Origin of the sequence: Paenibacillus sp. MCAF9, assembly GCF_052114265.1 — a bacterium.
Classification (GTDB): Bacteria; Bacillota; Bacilli; order Paenibacillales; family Paenibacillaceae; genus Pristimantibacillus.
On the sequence record NZ_JBFREL010000004.1, the window covers coordinates 255,471 to 276,731 of the forward strand.

General features: G+C 47.2%; 20 protein-coding genes. 13 read left to right on the forward strand and 7 right to left on the reverse strand.

Annotated elements, in window-relative coordinates; translation table 11 throughout:
* Nucleotides 1-22 precede the first annotated feature (22 nt).
* From nikA to AB4Z45_RS09220, 9 genes are all read left to right on the forward strand, one after another.
* Entirely contained in the window at nucleotides 23-1,600 is a 1,578-nt protein-coding gene (gene nikA / locus AB4Z45_RS09180) for a nickel ABC transporter substrate-binding protein (RefSeq protein WP_441908853.1), read from the forward strand.
* On the forward strand, nucleotides 1,600-2,544 hold the full coding sequence (gene nikB / locus AB4Z45_RS09185; protein ID WP_441908854.1) for a nickel ABC transporter permease: 945 nt from the start codon (nucleotides 1,600-1,602) through the stop codon (nucleotides 2,542-2,544). The genes nikA and nikB overlap by 1 nt, the downstream gene beginning before the upstream one ends.
* Nucleotides 2,541-3,407 carry a nickel transporter permease gene (nikC, locus tag AB4Z45_RS09190; RefSeq protein WP_441908856.1) on the forward strand — a complete coding sequence of 289 codons (867 nt, stop codon included), beginning with the start codon at nucleotides 2,541-2,543 and terminating at the stop codon, nucleotides 3,405-3,407. The genes nikB and nikC overlap by 4 nt, the downstream gene beginning before the upstream one ends.
* 30 nt (nucleotides 3,408-3,437) lie before the next feature.
* Nucleotides 3,438-4,298: an ATP-binding cassette domain-containing protein gene (locus AB4Z45_RS09195; protein ID WP_441908857.1), complete on the forward strand. Its 861-nt coding sequence runs from the start codon at nucleotides 3,438-3,440 to the stop codon at nucleotides 4,296-4,298.
* Between the two features lie 5 nt (nucleotides 4,299-4,303).
* On the forward strand, nucleotides 4,304-5,083 hold the full coding sequence (locus tag AB4Z45_RS09200) for an ABC transporter ATP-binding protein (RefSeq protein WP_441909081.1): 780 nt from the start codon (nucleotides 4,304-4,306) through the stop codon (nucleotides 5,081-5,083).
* A 152-nt stretch (nucleotides 5,084-5,235) separates the two neighbouring features.
* On the forward strand, nucleotides 5,236-6,285 hold the full coding sequence (locus tag AB4Z45_RS09205) for a LacI family DNA-binding transcriptional regulator (RefSeq protein ID WP_441908858.1): 1,050 nt from the start codon (nucleotides 5,236-5,238) through the stop codon (nucleotides 6,283-6,285).
* 249 nt (nucleotides 6,286-6,534) lie between these two features.
* Entirely contained in the window at nucleotides 6,535-6,993 is a 459-nt protein-coding gene (locus AB4Z45_RS09210) for a VOC family protein (protein ID WP_339207600.1), read from the forward strand.
* Nucleotides 6,994-7,051: 58 nt separating this feature from the next.
* Nucleotides 7,052-7,747 (forward strand): SDR family oxidoreductase, encoded by a 696-nt coding sequence (locus AB4Z45_RS09215; protein WP_441908860.1) that lies wholly within the window; start codon nucleotides 7,052-7,054, stop codon nucleotides 7,745-7,747.
* Nucleotides 7,748-7,776: 29 nt separating this feature from the next.
* Nucleotides 7,777-9,624 carry a glycoside hydrolase family 9 protein gene (locus tag AB4Z45_RS09220; RefSeq protein WP_441908861.1) on the forward strand — a complete coding sequence of 616 codons (1,848 nt, stop codon included), beginning with the start codon at nucleotides 7,777-7,779 and terminating at the stop codon, nucleotides 9,622-9,624.
* Between the two features lie 76 nt (nucleotides 9,625-9,700).
* On the opposite strand, the gene AB4Z45_RS09225 is transcribed toward AB4Z45_RS09220, so the two are convergent.
* The 4 genes from AB4Z45_RS09225 to AB4Z45_RS09240 form a co-directional block, all read right to left on the reverse strand.
* Nucleotides 9,701-10,780 (reverse strand): Gfo/Idh/MocA family protein, encoded by a 1,080-nt coding sequence (locus AB4Z45_RS09225; protein ID WP_076267965.1) that lies wholly within the window; start codon nucleotides 10,778-10,780, stop codon nucleotides 9,701-9,703.
* A 35-nt stretch (nucleotides 10,781-10,815) separates the two neighbouring features.
* Nucleotides 10,816-11,763 (reverse strand): AraC family transcriptional regulator, encoded by a 948-nt coding sequence (locus AB4Z45_RS09230; protein WP_076267964.1) that lies wholly within the window; start codon nucleotides 11,761-11,763, stop codon nucleotides 10,816-10,818.
* A gap of 41 nt (nucleotides 11,764-11,804) precedes the next feature.
* The gene (locus AB4Z45_RS09235; protein ID WP_430057532.1) at nucleotides 11,805-12,809 is read right to left on the reverse strand and encodes a Gfo/Idh/MocA family protein; all 1,005 of its coding nucleotides are present in this window, start codon (nucleotides 12,807-12,809) and stop codon (nucleotides 11,805-11,807) included.
* A 160-nt stretch (nucleotides 12,810-12,969) separates the two neighbouring features.
* Complete coding sequence (locus AB4Z45_RS09240; RefSeq protein ID WP_441908862.1) at nucleotides 12,970-13,821, reverse strand: helix-turn-helix domain-containing protein; 852 nt, start codon at nucleotides 13,819-13,821, stop codon at nucleotides 12,970-12,972.
* 132 nt (nucleotides 13,822-13,953) lie between these two features.
* Between AB4Z45_RS09240 and AB4Z45_RS09245 the strand changes: the two genes are divergently transcribed.
* Nucleotides 13,954-15,246, forward strand: a complete 1,293-nt coding sequence (locus tag AB4Z45_RS09245; protein ID WP_441908864.1) for a Gfo/Idh/MocA family protein — start codon at nucleotides 13,954-13,956, stop codon at nucleotides 15,244-15,246.
* 21 nt (nucleotides 15,247-15,267) lie between these two features.
* Nucleotides 15,268-16,674, forward strand: coding sequence for a glucuronate isomerase (uxaC, locus tag AB4Z45_RS09250; protein ID WP_441908865.1), 1,407 nt, complete (start codon nucleotides 15,268-15,270; stop codon nucleotides 16,672-16,674).
* 15 nt (nucleotides 16,675-16,689) lie between these two features.
* On the opposite strand, the gene AB4Z45_RS09255 is transcribed toward uxaC, so the two are convergent.
* Entirely contained in the window at nucleotides 16,690-16,944 is a 255-nt protein-coding gene (locus AB4Z45_RS09255; protein WP_339207608.1) for a hypothetical protein, read from the reverse strand.
* 100 nt (nucleotides 16,945-17,044) lie between these two features.
* Between AB4Z45_RS09255 and AB4Z45_RS09260 the strand changes: the two genes are divergently transcribed.
* Nucleotides 17,045-17,779 (forward strand): SDR family NAD(P)-dependent oxidoreductase, encoded by a 735-nt coding sequence (locus AB4Z45_RS09260; RefSeq protein ID WP_441909082.1) that lies wholly within the window; start codon nucleotides 17,045-17,047, stop codon nucleotides 17,777-17,779.
* Between the two features lie 111 nt (nucleotides 17,780-17,890).
* Here AB4Z45_RS09260 and AB4Z45_RS09265 read toward each other — a convergent pair whose 3' ends face one another.
* Nucleotides 17,891-19,105 carry an aspartate aminotransferase family protein gene (locus AB4Z45_RS09265; RefSeq protein WP_441908867.1) on the reverse strand — a complete coding sequence of 405 codons (1,215 nt, stop codon included), beginning with the start codon at nucleotides 19,103-19,105 and terminating at the stop codon, nucleotides 17,891-17,893.
* Between the two features lie 144 nt (nucleotides 19,106-19,249).
* On the opposite strand from AB4Z45_RS09265, the gene AB4Z45_RS09270 reads away from it, so the two are divergent.
* A complete protein-coding gene (locus tag AB4Z45_RS09270) occupies nucleotides 19,250-20,272 on the forward strand; it encodes a dienelactone hydrolase family protein (RefSeq protein WP_441908868.1) in 1,023 nt (340 codons plus the stop codon).
* Nucleotide 20,273: 1 nt separating this feature from the next.
* On the opposite strand, the gene AB4Z45_RS09275 is transcribed toward AB4Z45_RS09270, so the two are convergent.
* Nucleotides 20,274-21,146, reverse strand: coding sequence for a helix-turn-helix domain-containing protein (locus tag AB4Z45_RS09275; protein ID WP_441908869.1), 873 nt, complete (start codon nucleotides 21,144-21,146; stop codon nucleotides 20,274-20,276).
* Between the last annotated feature and the right edge of the window lie 115 nt (nucleotides 21,147-21,261).

The window sequence follows — 21,261 nt, forward strand, 5'->3', positions numbered from 1 at the left end:
TTAATAGAATAGGAGAATTAAAGTGATATCCTTATTTAAAACGAGGAAACGGTATATTTCTTTGCTGGCGTCAGTCTTGCTATGTACGGCAATGCTTGCTGCATGCGGAAAAAATGAAAATCAAATGGTTTCGGTGAAAGGAGAAGGGGGAGAAGCCATAAAACAGATTACGGTCATACGCAATTTTAAAACAGCAAGCTTAGACCCGCATAACAGCTGGGAAACGCTGCGTGCCGGAATTGTGGAGACGCTCGTTCGTATGGATGAAAAGTTAGAGTTAAAGGCTTGGCTTGCTACAAAATGGGAAGCGATCGACGATGTAACCTGGTTGTTTACCATTCGTGAAGGGGTTACGTTTCAAGATGGTACACCACTGGATGCGGCGGCGGTAAAAGCTTCTTTTGAGCGAGGCATCGCTGCGAGTCAGGTGCTTGCAGGCTCTTTAAAGATTGAGGCGATGGAGGCGGACGGAAACGAACTAAAAATCATAACGAGCGAGCCACATCCTTCCTTGCCTTCAGAGCTGGTAAATCCGTACGCATCGGTTATAAGTGTAGCGGCGGAAGAGGGGTTGGGGACAGAAGCTTTTAATCTTGCGCCAGTGGGGACTGGGCCTTTCCAAGTGGTGAAATTTACACCGAACATTGAAGTGGAATTAAAGCGTTACGACGGCTATTGGGACGGAAAAGCGAAAGTGAACAGCGTGGTATATAAATTTAACGAGGATAGCAACGTGCGAGCGCTCGCTTTGCAATCGAAGGAAGCGGATATCGTCTATTCGGTACCTGCTGAGACTGTTTCCAGTATCGAGAAGGATAACAATCTTCACGTAGAATCTATTGCTGGATTACGGGTTCATTTCTTGTTATACAACCAACAAAAGCCTTTAATGCAAAATATTAAGGTTCGCAAAGCGATCGATCTCCTGCTTAATCGCGAAAGTGTAGCACGTGATATCATGCTGGGAAATGGGACACCCGCGAACGGCCCATTCAACTCCAGCCTGCCTTTTGGCAGTAAAGAGGCAGTTAGGGAGGCGGATTCTGCTGCAGCGCAGAAGCTGCTTATGGAAGCGGGGTTTACGCTAAACCGTGCCGGCAAAATGGAGAGCGACGGTAAGGAGCTTAACCTTGAGCTGGCAACGTACAGCGCTCGTCCAGAGCTTTCGTTAATTGCTCAGCTGCTGCAGTCCGATGCGGCAAAAATAGGGATCAACATCCATATTTCAACCGTAGAAAATGCAGATACGTATATTCGTGAAAATAAACAGTGGGACATCGTTACATATAGCAATTTGTCAGCTCCGCGCGGCGATGGCGGCTATTTTTTGAACGCGGCGCTCATGCCGGGCGGATCGTTGAATGGTACTCACTATGAGAACCGTTCCATTATCGAAGCTGTGAACAAGCTGAACGCAACGAATGATTTAGCAAGCAGAGCCCATTTTACACAAGAGGCAGTAAAGGTTGTGATGGACGAAGTGATACATTCCTATATCGTCTATCCAAATCTCATCGTTGGCGTCAATAACCGTGTTACAGGCTGGAAACCTGGTCCTGAGGAGTACTACATTATTACAAACCAGCTGGATGTGAAGTAATGCTGTATATGGTCAAAAAACGTGCGCTGCAGCTCGTATTCGTGCTCTTTTTTTTATCCTTACTAACTTTTATATTGATGAAGCTGGCACCGGGCGATCCTGTTCTCTTGATGCTTGAAGCGGATACCGTAACGGTAACGCAAGACGATGAAGAGGAGCTGCGCAAGGAGCTTGGTTTCGACAAGCCGGTTATTTTGCAATATGGCATGTGGCTGCTGCAATTAGTGCAATTAGATTTGGGTTATTCCTATATGAAAGGAAAGCCGGTGCTTGATGAAATTTTGTACCGGCTGCCTTCAACTCTACAGCTTACTGCAGGCGGTTTATTTTTTATGGTGCTTATTGCGGTTCCGCTTGGAATATGGTCTGCAAAATATCAAGGAAAACTGCCAGATCACTTTAGCCGAATCTTTTCGTTAATCGGTGCTTCGATGCCGTTATTTTGGCTGGGACTTCTACTTATCTACTTGTTTGCTAACAAGCTGCACTGGCTGCCGATGCTGGGCAAGGGCAGCATACTGCATATGATTCTTCCTTCACTTACGTTAGGAATTGGTTTAGCTGCGCAATATTCACGTTTACTGCGCGCTGGTCTTTTGGAGAGCATGTCGCAGCCTTACATTCGTTCTGCTCGTGCTAGAGGTATATCGGAATGGAGGGTAATGTCACTGCATGCGCTGCGTGCTGCCTTGCTGCCAATTATTACCGTTTGCGGGATGAGCATTGGCAGCCTGCTTGCAGGCTCTGTCGTCACAGAGACGCTATACTCTTGGCCAGGACTTGGAACGATGGCTGTATCTGCTATATTCGAGCGCGATTATCCTATTGTTCAAGGTTTTGTATTACTGATGGGCCTGCTTGTTGTCAGCGTGAATTTGCTCGTCGATATAAGCTATGGAGTTCTTGATCCGCGTATCCGTATTCGGAAGGAGAAGCCGCTGTGAGGCCGACGATAACGAATGTAAATGTTAATGAAGCTAGCTGGAAGCGAAACCGTTCCATTCGCAATCACCCGCTAACTGTTATTGGAATTGCTATGCTTACGCTCCTTGTAGTGATCGTAATGATAGAGCCGCTTATTTGGCAAAATGATCCGCTGACTGTCAATCTATCTGAGCGTCTGCTGGCGCCAAGCTGGCAGTATCCGCTCGGAACGGATCATTTGGGAAGATGTCTTTTCACTAGACTTGCTGTTGGTGCTGAGACAACATTAGGCATTGCCGCGCTAACGCTTGCCGCCGCAATGATCATTGGTATTCCAATCGGACTGCTGTCTGGTTATAAGCGCGGGCGGTTTGATATCGTCTTAATGAGAATCGTAGATGCTATCGGCGCATTTCCTGAGTTTATTTTGGCGATCGCATTTACCGGCTTTCTTGGTCCCAGCCTAAAAAACTTGATGATATCCATTGTCGTTGTCAGTTGGATTAATTACGCTCGTGTTGTTCGCGGTATTGTGTTGTCTGAGCGGGAGAAGGATTATGTGCTCGCGGCTCGGGCAGCAGGCTGCAGCAGCTGGAAATTGATTTGGCGTCATCTGCTGCCTCATATCATTTCGCCGATCATCGTACTTGCGGCACTCGACATCGGAAAAATTATTTTAATTATTGCTTCGCTCTCCTATGTAGGATTAGGCGCACAACCTCCGTCTCCGGAATGGGGGGCGATGTTGAATGACGGAAGGCCTTACTTCGAGTCGAATCCTTCGCTCATGCTTTACCCGGGACTTGCGATTATGCTCGTCGTGGCTTCATGTAATTTGATAAGTGAGGGCGTACGCGATCGGTTTGATGTTAGAAGCCATTAACAGTACTAAGCTAAGCGGAGGTGAGATGCAATGAACCAAGCCGTGTTGCAAATCGAAAATCTGTACATATGTGCAGACAAAGGCAAGGAGCATCGACTGCTTGTGAAGGATTTGACATTACAAATAAATCAAGGTGAAACATTGGCGCTGGTAGGCGAAAGCGGAAGTGGAAAAAGCGTGACTGCAAACGCTGTGCTTGGCATGCTGCCTCATCATCTTAAGATGACGGAAGGCCGTATTTTGCTCAGCGGTGAGGACATTAGCCTGTTGCCGGAAAAAAAGCGAAGGAAGCTTTGCGGCGACAAAATCGGCTTTGTCTTCCAAGATTACCAAGGAAGCTTTACTCCTTTTATCAAAATAGGCAATCAGCTTTCGGAGACATTGCGCAGCCATCGCAGCTGTACGCGCAAGGAGGCGAAGCAAGTGGTGCTAGAATGGCTTGAGCAAGCTGGGATACAGGCAGAGCGGGTTTATGAAAGTTATCCCTTTCAGCTGAGTGGCGGACAGCTTCAGCGTGCAGTGCTGGCGTCGGCGATGATGCTGGAGCCGGCTCTGCTAATCGCAGATGAGCCAACGACAGCACTGGATGTTTTGGCAGGCGAGCGTGTACTTGACTTGCTTGCCCAGATGCAGGCGCAGACGGGTTGTGCCGTTTTGCTTATTTCACATGATCTTCGAAATGTGTTAAAGCGGGCGGATACCGTCGCCGTTATGAGATATGGACAACTCCTCGACATTGATCGTACGGATGAAATAGGACATGAAGCCAGCCATCCTTATACGAGAATGCTTCTTGAAGCAAAACCGAATTTAATGGATATTGAACGTATTCATCAGAATATGGCGGCCGATGAGCTTTCATTGCGATACCCGCTGAGAGGGCTTGCGTGACAAAAATGACAAAGCTTCTGTCCGTTGCTAATTTAAGCAAAACGTATAAGGAAAACGGCACAATAGTACATGCATTACGTGATGTATCCCTTACCATTTATCAAGATGAATGTTTAGGAGTCATTGGAGAAAGCGGAAGCGGAAAAAGCACGCTTGTCCGATTGCTGCTTGCGCTCGAGCAGCCGGACAGCGGCGAGTCACTGCTCAGCGGGGTATCGTTGTTCTCCTTGAAGGGTAAGGAATTACGTGAGATGAGGAAGCATATTCAGGTTATATTTCAGGACCCGTCAGCCGCTTTGAACGAACGTTTGCCGATTTGGCGGTCTGTTATGGAACCGCTAGATAACTTCAAGGAGGTAAGGCCTTCCTTCTTGGGCAATATAGGTTTATCCCGTAAAGAAACAGCGTTAAAGCTGCTGGAGCTGGTCGGTTTGCAGGCTGAGCATTTGGATAGATACCCGCATGAACTGAGCGGCGGACAAAAACAGCGAGTTGCAATTGCACGCGGCATAAGTCTGGCGCCTAAGCTGCTCATTTGTGATGAACCAACTTCTAGCCTTGATGTAACCGTGCAGGCACAGATACTGAAGCTGCTCTCCTCACTAAAGGAAGACCTTGGCATATCATATCTCTTCATCTCGCATGATATTTCGGCTGTCAGTTTAATGAGTGATCGTATCATCATTATGAAACAAGGGCAAATCGTAGATCAATTCGCACGTGGTCAGCTGTTCAATGAGGATCGTCACGCATACACCAAGCAGCTGGCCGCAGCCTCGACTTAGCTGTTTTTATATAAGAAGCAGCCTCAGGGAAACCTTTGAGGCTGCTTCTATTTTAATATCTTTAAAGCAGCTTGCAATTATGAATTGACAGCGCTTCGGAACATTGGTACCATATTTTCATAAACGCGTGTTTACGGAAAGAGGGACTAGGATTGAGCAAGGAAATTAATAGTACGGAAATTGCTAAGCTAGCAGGTGTTTCCAGAAGCACGGTCAGCCGTGTTATTAACAATTATGCGAATGTTCCTGAGAAGACGAAGCAAAAGGTATTGAAGGTCATTCAGCAATACAATTATTACCCTAATCTATCCGCGCAGGTGCTGGCAGGCAAACGCACGCGAACGATTGGTTTGTTTATGGCCGATTCCGGGCGAGTATCCGGCGACAGCATTTCAAGCTTGCTGCTTGCGCGGGTTATTGAAAACGCTTCTTCGCATGGCTATTATGTGCTGACTCATATCGTTCACGATATGAAAGATCAGAATGAGGCTCGTACGATTAAGGAGAGCTTCTATCAGCGCAGAATCGATGGAGGCGTGTTCATTGGAGCAGCGAATCATGAACCGCTCATTGAAGAACTTATAGCCGAAGGATTTATGGTGGCAATCGTGGATCAGCACTTGCCAGGACGAACCGAATCCAATCGTATTGTGTTCAACTTTGACAACGAAACGGGTGTAGGGCAAGCGATTGATTATTTAGTCAGCTTGGGCCATAAGCGAATCGGCATGATTAACGGAGACATGAATAGATACTCAGGACCATCCAAGTGGCGCGGCTTTCAAGCAGCGATGGCAAGGCATCAATTACCGCTCGTGCAGCAGTGGATGCTGCCGGGAGATTTTAACGAATCAAGCGGCTACATGGCCATTAAGGAATTTATGAAATCCAAGATGGAGCTGCCGACAGCGATATTTGCGGCAAATGACAGCGTTGCATTCGGAGCTATTCGAGCATTGAAGGAATCCGGTATTCGTGTGCCGGAGGATGTATCGATCGTAGGTTTTGATGACCATATATTGAGTGCGCATTCCAGTCCGGCATTAACGACGATTCGGGTTGATTTTGCAGACATGATGGACAAATTAACGAAAACCTTGATTTCCAGCATTGAGAATGGCTCGGGCGACTATCAACCGGTTGCGGCAAGCACGGAGCTTGTTGTCCGTGATTCCTGTCAAAGGGCAAGGGAAGATTCATAGTTAAGACAAAAGCCTACGTAGTTAGAGGTCGTTATGATTTGCATAATGGCTTCTAATGTCAGGTTTGAACTGCATATTATTTTTTACTTTCGAATGAACACGCGTTCACGTGTTGTAGCTTTGTGAGAGGGGGAATGCGGATGTAGGTGAAGGATTTACAATGAATTGGAGCATCCGGATATTGAATAGTGATTATACGTCTTTTACAGCACTTATAACGATAAAATCAATCTACAGGGGGAAACGGGCATGGATAAAAACTTGATTGGAACACGTACAGTAACTCAAATTGGACTATTAGTTCATGATATTGATACAACGTCGCAGGCGTATGCCGATTTTTTTGGAATAGAAAAGCCGAATTGGTTTTGGACGGACACGGTAGATAAAGCACAAACGGAATACAATGGTGAATCGTCAGTGGCTCGCGCCAAGCTTGCTTTTTTTGATATGGGTTCCTTGCAGCTTGAGCTTATCGAGCCGGATGAACATCCTAGTACGTGGAGAGAGCATCTCGACAAGCATGGTGAAGGCCCGCATCACATCGCGTTTGTCGTTGACGGCATGAAAGAAATTGTAGCGTCCATGGAGAAAAACGGAATGGCATTGGTTCAAAAGGGAGAGTATACCGGCGGACGATACGCTTATATGGATACTTTTAAAAATTTGAAGATCATGCTGGAGCTTCTAGAAAACGATAAAAAGTAAATGATGCGATAACGAGCTTCCCAATATAGGCGATGAATGAACAGGAGGAATGAGCGGTATGAACATATTAATTACAGGCGCCAATCGAGGTCTTGGCTTAGCGATTGCTAGTGAAGCGTGCGAAAGAGGGCATTATGTGCTAGCTGGGGTTCGCAGCCCGGGATCATCCGCAGAGGGCTTGCAAGAGCTGCTTTCGAAATTTCCAGATCAAGTAACGATCCTGCCGCTTGATGTTACGGATGAGAATTCGGTTCGCTACGCTTCCGAGCAAGCGGAAAACCGAGTTCGCAGTCTGGATGCGGTTATAAACAGTGCAGCGATATTGCTGGGACGGGACCAGAAGCTGGAGCAGCTCGACTTGGAGCAAGTAGAGCAATCGTTCCAGACTAATCTTTTTGGTCCGATCGTCGTGCTCAAGCATTTTTTGCCTATGCTTCGTCAAGGAGAGCGGCAAAGCATCATTAATATTAGCTCGGAAGCAGGAAGCTTCACAGGCGCTTATGGCGGCGACTATTCGTATGCGCTGTCTAAGTCTGCTCTGAACATGTTCTCAGCTCAGCTGCGGAACGAGCTTGCACCGCAAGGCTTTGTTGTTCATGCGCTTCATCCCGGCTGGATCAAAACAGATATGGGAGGCGAGCAAGCGCCAGGAGATGCGACAGTATCTGCAGCTGGCATCTTGAACATCGTCGAGCGGAAAACGGAAGCAGATGCACTTTTTATTGATCATAATGGCGCTCCTATGAATTTATAAGGCAGCAAAATCAAAATTGGCGGTGACTGATGCGTATACGCAGACGTTCTTTGTATGTCATAGGCGGAATCATTATTCTTTTGTTAGTCGTGACGATATCATTTCGACTGTTATCAGGGTCAGAAGGCGGGAATACATTGAATAAGCAGCAGGAACAAGGAAATGCCCCAATAAACAATGCTGAATTGCCAATTGCAACGGAACCTGACTCGCAGCCAGAAATTAAGCAAGGAACACAAGTGAAGGTGGATCAGGTAGGCTATGGAACAGCGCATGCGAAGTTTGCCATCGTGGAGGGTGAATTGCCAAGCGGAGCGGAATTTTCGTTAGTAGACAGCAATGGCAACACGATGTTTACGGGCAGCTTATCTGAGCCGCTTGCGGATGCAGCATCACAAAAGACAGTAAGAAGAGCGGATTTCTCTAGCTTCCAAACGGCTGGAGAATATAAGCTGCTGGTAGCTGGGGCGGGCAGTTCTTATCCTTTTGTCATTGGAGATGCTCCATATCATGATGCACTCGCTACGCTGCTCAGATCCTATACATTGCAGCGTTCGGGCGTAACGATCGACGATCCGATTACGAAGCTGAAGCAGACAGCGGGGCATTTACAAGATGCGCAAGCAGAGATCTTCTTTGATGATGGGGTATCGCATAAAGGTGATCCCATAGATGTATCCGGGGGCTGGTACGACGCGGGTGATTATGGGAAATACATACCTCCTGCAGCTGTTACAGTTGCTCAGCTGCTGCTCGCATACGACATCAATCCAGAAGCATTTCCTGCGGAACAGCTTAAGTTCCCTGAAGGGTTAAAGGCTGCTAATTCCTCGCTTCCTGATATTTTGGAAGAGGTGCGTTATGAGCTGGAATGGTTGCTGCGCATGCAGCGTGCAGACGGTGCGGTTTATCATAAAGTGAGCGGCTCCGCTTGGACTGGATTTGTTACGCCAGATACGGATACACAAACTCGTTATGTATATGGTTTGTCGACGTATGGCACCGCTCAATTTGCGGGTGCAACAGCGCTGGCGTCCCGATTATATAAACCCTTCGACGAAAAATTTTCAAATCGACTGTTAGCTGCGGCTGAGAAAGCACAGAGTTACTTGAGCGCAAACGAAGCCGCTGCTTTCCGGCAGGATCCGATGCAGGATAACGGCTCTGGCGGATATGGCAAGCAAACCGATGCAGAAGAGAGGATGTGGGCACTTGCTGAGCTGTTTCGCACTACGGGAAATAGCAGTTATAGCGACGTGCTGACTAGTCGGTTTGATTATTTGTTGAAGAGCTCCCCACAGGCGGTCAACTGGGCGAATGCCCAGCTGCTTGGTCAATGGGCGTACTATCGTGCGGAGAAAGCCGATGAGCAGTGGAAGGAGCTTATTCGTACAGCAGTAATTGATCGAGCGAAGGAGCTTGTTGCAAGATCCGAAGCAGACGGCTATTTCAACCTATTGAACGCAGAGGAATACACGTGGGCATCGGTGAAATCCGGAGCTGCTTATGGCTGTATCCTTCTAATTGCAAACCTAATGAAGCCTGAAGAAGCTAGCTTCAGAGCTACTGCGCTTGAGCAGCTGCACCATGTATTTGGCCGCAGCGCAACGGGGTTTAGTTATGTGACGGGAATAGGCAGTCAATACCCGCTGGAGCCTCATCACCGCATTAATGCAGCTACTGGAGTATTGATTCCAGGTTTAGTCGTTGGAGGTCCGAATCGTTACGGAGGAGATCCTGATTTGGATGCGGTCAAGGATAGTCTTGCACCTGCCATGGCCTATTTGGACGTAAGAGGTTCTTATTCCAGCAATGAATACGCGATTGATTATAATGCTCCTGTCATTTTATTGGCCTCGTTTTTCGTTAATGAGTAATTCAATAGGAGAATAAAAAAAGGAACTGCCCTGCAAGGTCTGTATAGACCAAGCGAGGCAGTTCCTTTTGTATAGCTTATAGATATACGGCTTTGCCGGTTTTGGATGATTCATAAATCGCTTCAAGAATTTGAGAAACGACAAAAGCTTGCTCTGGTGTAACAACAGGCTCAGTGTCCTCTTCGATAGCTTTCAGCCACATTCTCATTTCGAGATCAGCATCGCTTTCTGTTTTGCCATCGTAGAAAGCAACTCCGCCTGCATTCAGATCAACCTTTGTTGCAAATAGACGGCTATGCTTCTCGCCATTAATGCGAAGGCCATCCTTCATGTCCGCGCCGCCTTCAGTACCAGACAACGTACATTTTGCTTCGTCAACTTCAAGTGTATTAAGTGCCCAGCTGGATTCAAGCACGATTGTAGCGCCGTTTTCCATAACGATCATACCAAATGCGGAATCCTCAACTGTGAACTTTGCAGGATCCCAAGGGCCCCATGCATTAGCAGCATTCTCACGTTGCGAAAGCTTGTGGTAAGAAGTACCAAGCACTACTTTTGGCTTGTAGTTGTCAAGCATCCAAAGCGTCAAATCAAGTGCGTGAGTACCGATATCGATAAGCGGTCCGCCGCCTTGTTTTTCTTCGTCAAGGAAAACGCCCCAAGTTGGAACTGCGCGGCGACGAACAGCATGCGCTTTCGCGTAGTAGATGTCACCAAGCTCACCAGCTTCACACAATTTTTTCAAGTGTTGGCTGTCTGGACGGAAACGGTTGTTGTAGCCAACAGTAAGTTTCTTGCCAGTACGGCGAGCAGCGTCAACCATACGTTGTGCATCGTGAGCTGTTTTGGCCATAGGCTTTTCTGTCATAACATGTTTGCCAGCTTCAAGCGCAGCAATGGCAATGTTTGCATGTGAATCGTTTGGCGTACATACGTGAACAACTTCAATGGAAGAATCGTTCAACAGCTCCGTGTAATCCGTGTATACTTTCGCGCCTTCTGCGCCGTATTGAGCAGCTGCGTCAATCGCACGTTGTTCAACGATATCGCAAAATGCAACGATTTCAACGTTTTTAAGTTTCTTCAAGCTTGGTAGATGTTTTCCGTTTGCAATTCCGCCACAGCCAATAATAGCAAGTTTGTATACTTTAGACATGTTATAAAGCCTCCTAGTAGTATAATGATTTTTTTCTATTGAGAAACGGTTTGACGAGCATTCCTGCGATATTCGGAAGGAGTGACGCCGAATTTCTTGCGAAATACAGCGTGTAAATAGTTGCCGCCGGCAAAGCCGGATAACTTAGCTATTTTCTCCACCGAATGCGAACTCTCGAGCAGCTCACGACATACGACAGCTAGCCTGATGTCTTCAAGAATACGGCTGAATGTATGTCCGTGATGAAGCTCCTTGAATAATCGCTGAATTTGCCGAGAGCTTAAATTAAGCTTGTCCGCAACGTCCTCAAGCGTGATGAAGCCGTCATAGTTAGCGTAAATATACTCCAAGGCGAGTCGATAACGATAAGCCTTCATATCCCGCGTTGGAAAATGCTTCTGTTCACTTGCTGTTTCATAAGCACGAACCGCTCGCATTAAAATCTGGATAACTGTCTGCTTAATGGTAGTATAGCTGCCGACAAAATTATCGTTGCAAGCTTGATACGCTTCAAGAAAGCGAGGCATCGCTTGATGAAGATCCATTGTTGGATAGAGTGGAAGCGCCTTGAGCTTCTCGATACAATTTCGCGCTTCAGCAGCTTCCCAGTCGTCATAGGAATGAACATCCTCGCCGTTATTCTGCTCGGTGCGATCAATGATATCGACATGCAGACAAAGCTCATCCATCGCTTCAAGCGGGTCTGCTTCTTGATAATGCATGATCTCAGGTCCGGTTAAATAAAGCATGCCAGGTTTTAACGCATACTCCTGGTCGCTAATAATGACCTTTCCTTTGCCCTGCGGTATGAAGTGAAATTCATATTCCGCGTGCTTATGAAATCCAATCATTCTGCCGGGAGGAAATTGCGTCAGATGGAAGCGCAGTACATGGATGTCGTAGGGTCCCCATCTGATGCACAGCTCAAGGCGTTCAAGCGCATCCTGGCGTTCATGCATGACCTCATACGGGAAGTTAGGCATGCCGATCACTCCTTGGAGTCGTTCAAATTATGTGTGTAGTATTACTCGCTCAGCTCATCGATGCGGATTGCACGGTGCTCATTAGCAGAACGGTTTGAAGCTTCCATCAGCTTTGTTAAGTCAATGGCAAGGCTTACATTTTCGTCAGCGGACGTGTTGTTCTCGATGTGCTGCACCCATTGGTCAAATGCACTTTCTCTGTTCGGCGGAATCACTTGTGCCGTCCATTGCTCAGATGATTGTGCTCCTGGTGTAGAAGTGCGAAGCAGCAGCTGGCTCTCAGGATTGCCATACAATAGCGTTCCTTCAGTTCCATGCACCTCAAGCGTAAATGGTGAATGATTGTTAACGAAGCCGGCTTCTACGATTCCGATTGCTCCAGATGGCGCGTTCAATATCGCAACTGCGTTATCTTCTACTTCTTTGCCAGTCACATAACCAAAGTGAGCAGAAACCTCTTTTGGCATTTCATTCAAGAAAAGTCTAGTCAAATACATAGGGTGGCAGCCCAAATCGATTAAAGCACCGCCGCCGCATTGCTCTAGGTTGTAGAAGTGTTCAGGCAGCCAGTTCGCTGTTGCTCCGTTATGTGAGAGACGAGCACGAACGAGTGTGATTTTTCCAAGTACGCCTTGTGACAAAATATCGCGAATCGCCAGTGTATAGCCGTCATTTAGACGAGGCAGCGATACAGTTAATTTTACATTATTTTTAGCTACTTCATCTAGTATAACATTTACTTCTTTAAGAGTCGGGGCAATAACTTTCTCTGTGAAAATATGCTTGCCGGCTTTAGCCGCTGCTACGATAACCTCTTGGTGTCTGAAAGTTGGAGCGTCAACAATAACGGCGTCAATATCATCGCGACTCAACATTTCATTAAGATCGGAATGAAAAGTAACGCCAAGCTTCTCGGCAGCTGCTTGACCGCGTTCCGCGATTTCGTCCCATACAGCAACGATTTCCGTACCAGGGTGCTCCTGAGCTTGTTTCGTATAATCCCATGCGTGTACATGCCAATAACTGATTTTACCGATTCGAATCATAGGTTCATCTCTCCCTGGGCATCTATTAGCGAATTTGCATTGCATATATAAATTTATGACAACAGCTATAATTTAACATAGTTTTATGCTTATTTTTAGTGTAATTTAATGACCAAATTTGTATGAAATTACGACAAAAATTTGTTTCGCTTAAATTCTCTTACCTATATTGCTTCCGATATTGACGCGGGGATATGCGGGTTATCTTTTTAAAGGTTTTTCCGAAGTGGGAGAAGTTATCGAAGCCAACCGCAGCGGCAATATCGGTAATGCTCCTATCGGACTCGCGAAGCAGACGCTGCGCTTCCTTCATGCGGGTCAGAGTGATGTAATCGGAGAAGGTAAAACCTGTCAGCTCCTTGAACATGCGGCTTAAATAGTAAGGACTGATGAAAAAATGTTTTGCGACCTCGTCAAGCCGAAGCGTCTCCCCAAAGTGAGCATTAATGTAGCGGATAACCTCTGAAATTTTGGCATGCATGGGAGTGGCGTGGTGCAGAGGCACTGGCTCATGCTGCTGAATATGTCTAGCTGCAGTCAGCAGAAGCTCCGTTACGGCAAACGCAGGAAACAGCTCGAAGCCAGCAGGCTGCTGTCTGATCTCTGAGAGCGTTCTACTCATTAATTGTGCTGTCGCCAGCTGCTCTTGCATAGGCATACGAATAATATGGGATTGCTGTTCAAATGGCGTCAATAAGAAGCTGGCATGTGCTCCTGCCAATTTGGTCAACATGGCATCATCAAAGTGTATGATAATTCGTTCATGAGCGGCATCGCCGGATTGCATCGTTTTGTGCAGCTCATGCTTCGAAATAAAGACGAGGTCGCCTTGCTCAACGGAATAGGAACGGTCACGTATAAAATAAATCCGCTGCCCTGACAGCATATAGTAGATTTCATAATAGTCGTGGTAGTGATTGTATTCCATCGTGTAGGGTGCTGTCCGCTTCGTATACTCAATGTACAGGTCGGTTATAGAGCCAAAGCTGTAGATGTCGGGCTGGATGCTCATTAGGGATGTACTCCTTTTGATTTTATCGCAAAATAAGCGGTGTTTGATCGAAATAGAGCAGGATATGCAGAGAATTATATCACTATCATGCAGTAATATGAAGGTAATTGGAATCGAGGAGGAATAATGAGTATGGCAAAAAAACGGTATGTATTGGTAGGCAGCGGCGGCAGGGCAGAATTTTTCTACGGTGCTCTTGCAACCGATTTCAGAGAAACGTCGCAGCTGCTCGCTTTTTGTGATATTAACCAAACTCGGATGGACTATGCGAATCGCATATTAGTTGATAAATATAACCATGAGGCTGTAAAAACGTACAAGTCAAATGAATTTGAACAAATGATTGAGCAGGAGAAGCCGGATGCGGTCATCGTTACGAGCATGGATCGGACGCATCATACGTACATTATTCGTGCGCTGGAGCTTGGCTGTGATGTCGTAACCGAGAAGCCTATGACGGTAGACGAGAAAAAATGCCAGCAAATTTTGGATGCTGTTGAACGGACGGGCCGCAATGTGCGTGTGACGTTCAACTATCGGTATGCGCCGCATCATACGAAAGCAAGAGAGCTGATTGCTAATGGTACAATCGGCAAAGTAACCTCTGTTCACTTCGAGTGGCTGCTGAATACGCAGCATGGCGCAGATTATTTCCGCAGATGGCATCGCAACAAGCAGAACAGCGGCGGTTTGCTGGTTCATAAATCGACGCATCACTTTGATCTCGTGAACTTCTGGATCGGCTCGCAGCCGGAGTCGGTATTTGCCTTTGGTGATCTCTTGTTCTATGGTCGCGAAAATGCAGAGCAACGCGGGGAGACGCAATTTTATGAGCGCGCGACGGGAAATCCGCTGGCTGAGAATGATCCATTTGCGCTGCATTTGGACAAAAATGACCATTTGAAAGCGATGTATTTGGATGCGGAGCATGAGGACGGCTACCGCCGCGATCAAAGCGTGTTCGGTGACGGCATTAATATTGAAGATACGATGGGCGTGCTTGTCCGCTACAAAAACAATGCGATCTTAACTTACTCCTTAAACGCATATTTGCCATGGGAAGGCTACCGCATCGCATTTAATGGAACAAAAGGACGCATCGAGATGAATATCGTGGAACAATCGTATGTGAATTCCGGCGGCGAGAAATCCGATGAGGGCGCGCTGAAAGAGCAGTCGATTAAAGTATTTCCAATGTTTGCAGCTCCTTATGAGGTCGAGGTAGAAGAAGGCGTTGGCGGTCATGGCGGCGGCGATCCAGTTTTGCTGAACGATCTATTTGGAACGCCTGTAGAGGACCCATTCCATAGGGCGGCGAATCATATTGATGGAGCAAGATCGATTCTAACGGGCATTGCAGCAAACCGTTCAATCCAGACGGGACTCGCAGTACAAATTGATGAGCTTGTGATATTTCATAATTAGGTTGCGGAGGAGGAAGCTGGAATGAAGCCATTTATGGACGATCATTTTTTGTTGTCAAACGAAACGGCGATTAAGCTGTATCATGATTTTGCAAAGGATATGCCGATCATTGATTACCATTGCCATTTGAGTCCGCAGCAAATTTTTGAGAATAAAAGCTTTGAGAACATTACGGAGGCATGGCTGTACGGTGACCACTACAAGTGGCGGGCAATGCGTGCGAATGGAGTAGAGGAGCGTTTTGTAACAGGCGGCGAGGGAGTAACCGATTACGAGCGCTTTGAAGCATGGGCCAAAACAGTTCCGCAAACGATCGGCAATCCGCTTTACCAATGGTCGCATTTGGAGCTTCGTCGTTATTTTGGCATTTATGAGCTTATTAATGAGAAAAATGCACCGTCCATATGGGAACAGGTTAACGCGAAGCTCGCGACAGGCCAATTTAAAGCGCGTGATTTGGTCAACATGTCCAAGGTCGAGGTCATCTGCACGACAGATGATCCTGTTGATTCGCTGGAGTATCATATCGCGATCAAAGCTTTAGATGATTTTAACGTACAGGTGCTGCCTTCCTTCAGGCCTGACAAAGCGCTGGAAATCAATCGTCCTACTTTTCTAGAATGGGTTGGCAAGCTTGAAGAGGCGGCTGCAACGACGATCGACAGCTATGATGCGCTGCTTGATGCGCTTGAGGCAAGAGTAAAGTTTTTCGCTGAGGCGGGCTGCAAAGTGTCTGACCATGCGCTGGACTACGTTGCGTATGCAGAGACAACGAAGGCTGTTGCTGCCGCTATTTTTGCCAAAGCCTTGAACAAGGAAACGGTCACCCTGGAAGAAGAGAAACAGTACAAGACGTATACGCTGCTCTTCTTGGGACGTTTGTATGCCGAGCGCGGCTGGGCGATGCAGTTCCATATCAATGCGGCTAGAAACAACAGCTCGCGCATGTTTGGCAAGCTCGGACCGGATACAGGATTTGATTCGATCAATGATAGCGACGTAGCTTACCCGCTAACGAGGCTGCTTGATGCGCTGGATATGGACGACGCGCTTCCGAAAACAATCGTTTATTCGCTAAATGCCAAGGACAATGATGTACTGGGATCCATTATTGGAAGCTTCCAAGGGGGCGGGGTGCCTGGGAAAATTCAACTTGGCTCTGCATGGTGGTTCAACGATACAAAAAATGGTATGATTGACCAAATGAATACGCTTGCCAATCAGGGACTGCTTAGCCGCTTTGTTGGCATGCTGACCGATTCCCGCAGCTTCCTCTCGTACACCAGACATGAATATTTCCGGCGTTTGCTCTGCAATTTGCTAGGTGAATGGGTCGAGAATGGCGAGGCGCCGGAAGATATGGAGCTGCTGGGTCAAATGGTTCAAAATATTTCTTATCGCAACGCGAAAGCTTACTTCGGCTTCTAGCATGCTTGAAACGTTCTACAATTCCGCTAGCTCAGCGGGGGCTGTGGGACGTTTTTTTGTATCCAAGCGATAAGCAGCCATCAAAAATTTGAGCATCTGCGGTCCGGCTATATTCGCGGCTATTCCGAATAGCTCGGAATGCACTGCTTTTCGGCATAGCAAATAAAATGCCGCGCCGCCGATGAGCTCAAAGGCAATGAACTCCTTCCATTTCCAGGCGGGAACAATGTATATTTCAAATTCTTCTTTTTTGGCAGCTCGAGTACGCAAAATGGGAGCCCTCCTGCTAATTAGGCGCATTACAACCGTAACTAGATTATGCGGAGCAGCTTATCCATCATTCGCAATGATTTCAATAAGTATAATAGGAGTGATTGTATTGAAGAAAACAGCCTTCGTAACCGGAGCAGATCGAGGAGTAGGCTTGGCCCTCGTAAAATGCTTGCTTGAGCTAGAATATGACGTTTTTGCTGGACAATATGCGGACCATGTACCGCAGCTTGATGAGTTAAAAGAAGCACATGCAGGTCGGCTGCAGGTGCTGCAGCTGGACATATCAAGTGATGAGAGTGTGGCGAGGGCGTTCGCGGCAACAGCTGCAAGGACGGATCAGCTGGATCTATTAATCAATAACGGAGCGATATTGGGAGACATTACAGCAACGGTGCTGGATCGGCTTCACTACGCGGAGATGCTTGATGTTTTCAATGTGAATACACTAGGGAGTTTGCGGATGAGCCAGACCTTTATGCCGCTCCTGCTAAAAGGAGAGTCAAAGTTTCTGCTCAATATTTCGTCGGAGGCGGGCAGCATAAGTGATTGCTACCGGGACAGCTGGTATGCGTATTGTATGTCAAAGGCAGCGCTGAACATGCAATCCAAGCTGATCCATAATGGCATTAAGCAGCTGGGTGGCCGTGTACTGGTTGTGCACCCAGGCTGGGTGCAGACGTATATGCAGGGCAAGTTAGATGCTGCAGCAACGCTTACACCTAAGCAATCGGCGTCCGCTATTCTAAAGCTAGTTGAAGCCCGCATAAGCTTGGATGCTGCGTCAGCAGATTGTGAATACGTGGATTATGCAGGCAATGCGCTGAATTGGTAGAAGCTTGAGACGCGGATTCGATTGTGCAGCTGAGGCCAGCGCAAGAGCTCACTTCAATAAACCAGCCGATTCAGCATTCGCTGGATCAGCTGGCTCGTTACGAATGAGTCATTATTTGGCAGCAAGCAGCTGACGGAAAGAGCGGCGCAGGATGAATATCATGAGATCGATATCCTTCTGCGTTACAATTAATGGAGGAACGAGCCGAATGGTCGATGAATTCAGCGCATTAATAAGCAGTCCCTCACGCATGCAAATCGCAGCAAGCTCATCCGCGGTGTTCTCAGGTACGTCAAATGCGAGCAGAAGTCCTTTGCCGCGAATATTCGCAATCGGAAATTCGTGAGAAAGATCACGAAGGCTGCCTTCTAGAAATTGGCCTTGCAGCTTAGCGTTGTTTGCCAAGTTTTGCTCCAGCAGTTCCTGAAGCACGGCATAACCTGCGGCCATGGCAAGCGGGGCTCCTGTATAGGTTCCGCCTTGATCTCCCGGCTCAAATAAATCATATTTGCTTTTTGTCAGCATCGCCGCCAACGGAAAGCCAGCACCAATGCCTTTGCCTAAGGTGATGACATCAGGCATAATACCGTAATGCTCATAGGCGAACAGCTTGCCTGTTCTGCCCATCCCCGTCTGTATTTCATCAAATATTAACAGCATGCCATACATATCGCATATTTTACGCAATCCGAACAAATACGCTTCATCTACGGAATGAACGCCGCCTTCCCCTTGCACGAGCTCGACCATAATTGCACAGGTGTTGTTCGTAACCGCAGCAAAGCAAGCATCAAGGTCATTAATAGGTACATGTTTAAAGCCCTCGACCTTAGGAGCGTATAGATCCTTCCACTTTGCTTTCCCAGTTGCAGACATCATAGCTAGCGAGCGTCCGTGGAAGCTGTTCGTTAACGTAATAATCTCATATGCTCCATTCAAATTAACAGAGCCATGTTTTCTTGCCAGCTTAATTGCACTTTCATTCGCCTCAGCACCGCTGCTTACAAAAAAAGCTTTATCCATACCGCTGACGCTGGTCAGCGTCTCGGCGAATTCAATCATTGGTTTATTATAGTAACCGGGGCTTGCATGAACAAGCGTTGAAGCCTGACGTGACAATGCCTCCTGCAATACAGCAGGGGAATGCCCCAAGCTTGCAACCGCCCAGCCGCCGACAAAATCCAAGTAACGATTTCCATCCGTATCCCACAAAAACATACCCTTGCCTTTTTCCATCACGACGCTGGGACGGTGCGCCGTAAAAAGAACCGATTTCTCCGCCGTTTCTAATAATGCCTTTGTTGCTGACTTTTCCATCTGAATCATTTACGAGCCTCCCGGTTATTCATTGTATTGCATAAATATACAACATTAAGAATAAAGATTCAACCACTTTGCTTGAATTTTCTTAAAGACAACAGAATGTAGGGAAGAGAACAACAAAAACGCAAACAATGAGGAGAGATCACGATGTGGAATGGTGATTCTTATTTAACGAAGCTATATGACGAAGCCATAGCTCGGCATCAACAGCTTCGAACTCTGCAGCTCCGAAATGAACGCAGGCCGAAGCTGAAATCAGCGCTGCGAGAGTTGGTAGGCCAGTTCGAGCCTAATCCCGCACATATACCGAAGCTGCTTGAGCGCGTTCAATGCGATGGATATGTTCGCGAACGGGTGGAGCTGTCGGCTACGCCAGAGCTGACCTTTGCCGCGTATGTGCTTATTCCGAGTGATGTGCAGGGGCCGCAGCCGAGTGTGCTGGCACTGCATGGTCATGGTTATGGGAGCAGGCAAATTGTTGGTTTGCGGCAGGATGGATCACAAGATGATGAAGACCCCGGCAGCCATCAGCATTTTGCTATTCAGCTCGTGAAACGGGGCATGGTCGTGATCGCACCAGACGTGATCGGCTTCGGCGAACGCAGGCTCCATGCCGATCTTGCGCTTAATCCAGATACGCCAAGCTCGTGCTACCGGCTGTCGACGCAGCTGATGATGCTTGGCAAGACATTGACCGGCCTGCGCGTATCAGAAGCGTTAAAAGCATTTCATTATTTGTCTACGCGCAAAGAGGTTGATGCTGATCGGATTGGCCTCATGGGTTTTTCTGGCGGAGGTTTAATTGGGTTTGTGACGGCCGTGCTGGAAGCGCGCATAAATGCAACGGTATTGACTGGCTTCGCCAGCACAGTCAAAGACAGCATCTTCGCTGTTCATCATTGCATTGATAATTACACGCCAAGTTTACTCGTTCACGCGGAGCTGCCGGAATTGATCGGATTAATTGCTCCGCGTCCATTATTTCTTGAATCTGGAGAAAATGATCCGATTTTTCCGCTGGCAGGCTTTCGGAAGGCGGAGGCAGAGATTCAGGCCATTTATGAGGCGGATGGAGCTGGTGACAAGCTTTTAACGGACGTATTTCCGGGCAAGCATGAAATAAGCGGCCGACTGGCTTACGATTGGTTGAAGCAAACGTTATCGCCTTAAATTACGTCGTATATTGCTTGCGAAACTTCGTAGGCGGCAACCCGATTTGCTGCGTAAAGCAATTGGAGAAGTAGGGAACATTTTCAAATCCAACATATTGTGCGATTTCTACGATCGGCCATTCTGTTTTGAGCAGCATCAGCTTGGCTTGCTCAAGCCGATATTTGGACAAATAGTCGATAGGTGTCATGCCATACACCTGCTTCATGCAGCGGGTAATGTAGTTATAGTGAAAATTGAGAGCTTCAGCCATCGTTTTGCTTGAAATTTCAAATCGATAATTATTTTTTATATAAGCCTCCGCTTTCTCAGCTAGAGTGACAATGGGGCTTGTATAGCTGTCATTTTGCCGCAGGTCCATCATGCGCAGCAGCTCCTCGAATGTCTGCTGCTGCGTCCAGAATGCACTCGACTGACGCTCTCCTCCAGCTTTGTTCAGCGTACGCATTAAGCGAAACGCTTGCTCTGGATAGGGGAGCGTCCATGCTTTCTGCAGGTGAAGGGAGTAAGGCGAAGTTAAGAAACGATTGTAATGCTCTTCTTGGTTAATGCCCGAGTGATCGAGCTCCGTTTGCTGCCATTCCCCCACCGCTTGAAAATGAACCCAGTAAAAGCGTGTTTTTTCCTCGGAAGGTTTTACGGAATAGTGATAGCGGTCAGGCAGCAGAAGCAAGGTTTGACCATCTGTTAATTGCCAGTTCCGCTCATCCTCGCCTATAAATAAGCAGCCATGTTCTACGATAAGAAGATCAAATACGCCTAGCTGCTTCCGGCTCGGATGCTGATCGCCCCGTTCGTGATTCGTAACGCCGCTCTCTAAGTAATAAGGAAGCGGAGGGGCTGCAAAATAAATATGCTCCGATGCTGCTATCATAATCAATTACACTCCCTGCTTGTGTGAAATTTTATAAGTATTTAGTTATTTTCGTTTGTATTTAAGTTTTATTTTAACCCATAAAATAGAGATCAGCAGTATGAAAGTTATTCAT

What these genes read in the sequence shown, in the direction of transcription:
- nikB (WP_441908854.1), top strand. Translation starts at nt 1,600, where the DNA reads ATGCTGTATATGGTCAAAAAACGTGCGCTGCAGCTCGTATTCGTGCTC.
- AB4Z45_RS09195 (WP_441908857.1), top strand. Translation starts at nt 3,438, where the DNA reads ATGAACCAAGCCGTGTTGCAAATCGAAAATCTGTACATATGTGCAGAC.
- AB4Z45_RS09200 (WP_441909081.1), top strand. Translation starts at nt 4,304, where the DNA reads ATGACAAAGCTTCTGTCCGTTGCTAATTTAAGCAAAACGTATAAGGAA.
- AB4Z45_RS09210 (WP_339207600.1), top strand. Translation starts at nt 6,535, where the DNA reads ATGGATAAAAACTTGATTGGAACACGTACAGTAACTCAAATTGGACTA.
- AB4Z45_RS09215 (WP_441908860.1), top strand. Translation starts at nt 7,052, where the DNA reads ATGAACATATTAATTACAGGCGCCAATCGAGGTCTTGGCTTAGCGATT.
- AB4Z45_RS09220 (WP_441908861.1), top strand. Translation starts at nt 7,777, where the DNA reads ATGCGTATACGCAGACGTTCTTTGTATGTCATAGGCGGAATCATTATT.
- AB4Z45_RS09225 (WP_076267965.1), bottom strand. Translation starts at nt 10,780, where the DNA reads ATGTCTAAAGTATACAAACTTGCTATTATTGGCTGTGGCGGAATTGCA.
- AB4Z45_RS09230 (WP_076267964.1), bottom strand. Translation starts at nt 11,763, where the DNA reads ATGCCTAACTTCCCGTATGAGGTCATGCATGAACGCCAGGATGCGCTT.
- AB4Z45_RS09235 (WP_430057532.1), bottom strand. Translation starts at nt 12,809, where the DNA reads ATGATTCGAATCGGTAAAATCAGTTATTGGCATGTACACGCATGGGAT.
- AB4Z45_RS09240 (WP_441908862.1), bottom strand. Translation starts at nt 13,821, where the DNA reads ATGAGCATCCAGCCCGACATCTACAGCTTTGGCTCTATAACCGACCTG.
- AB4Z45_RS09245 (WP_441908864.1), top strand. Translation starts at nt 13,954, where the DNA reads ATGGCAAAAAAACGGTATGTATTGGTAGGCAGCGGCGGCAGGGCAGAA.
- uxaC (WP_441908865.1), top strand. Translation starts at nt 15,268, where the DNA reads ATGAAGCCATTTATGGACGATCATTTTTTGTTGTCAAACGAAACGGCG.
- AB4Z45_RS09265 (WP_441908867.1), bottom strand. Translation starts at nt 19,105, where the DNA reads ATGATTCAGATGGAAAAGTCAGCAACAAAGGCATTATTAGAAACGGCG.
- AB4Z45_RS09270 (WP_441908868.1), top strand. Translation starts at nt 19,250, where the DNA reads ATGTGGAATGGTGATTCTTATTTAACGAAGCTATATGACGAAGCCATA.
- AB4Z45_RS09275 (WP_441908869.1), bottom strand. Translation starts at nt 21,146, where the DNA reads ATGATAGCAGCATCGGAGCATATTTATTTTGCAGCCCCTCCGCTTCCT.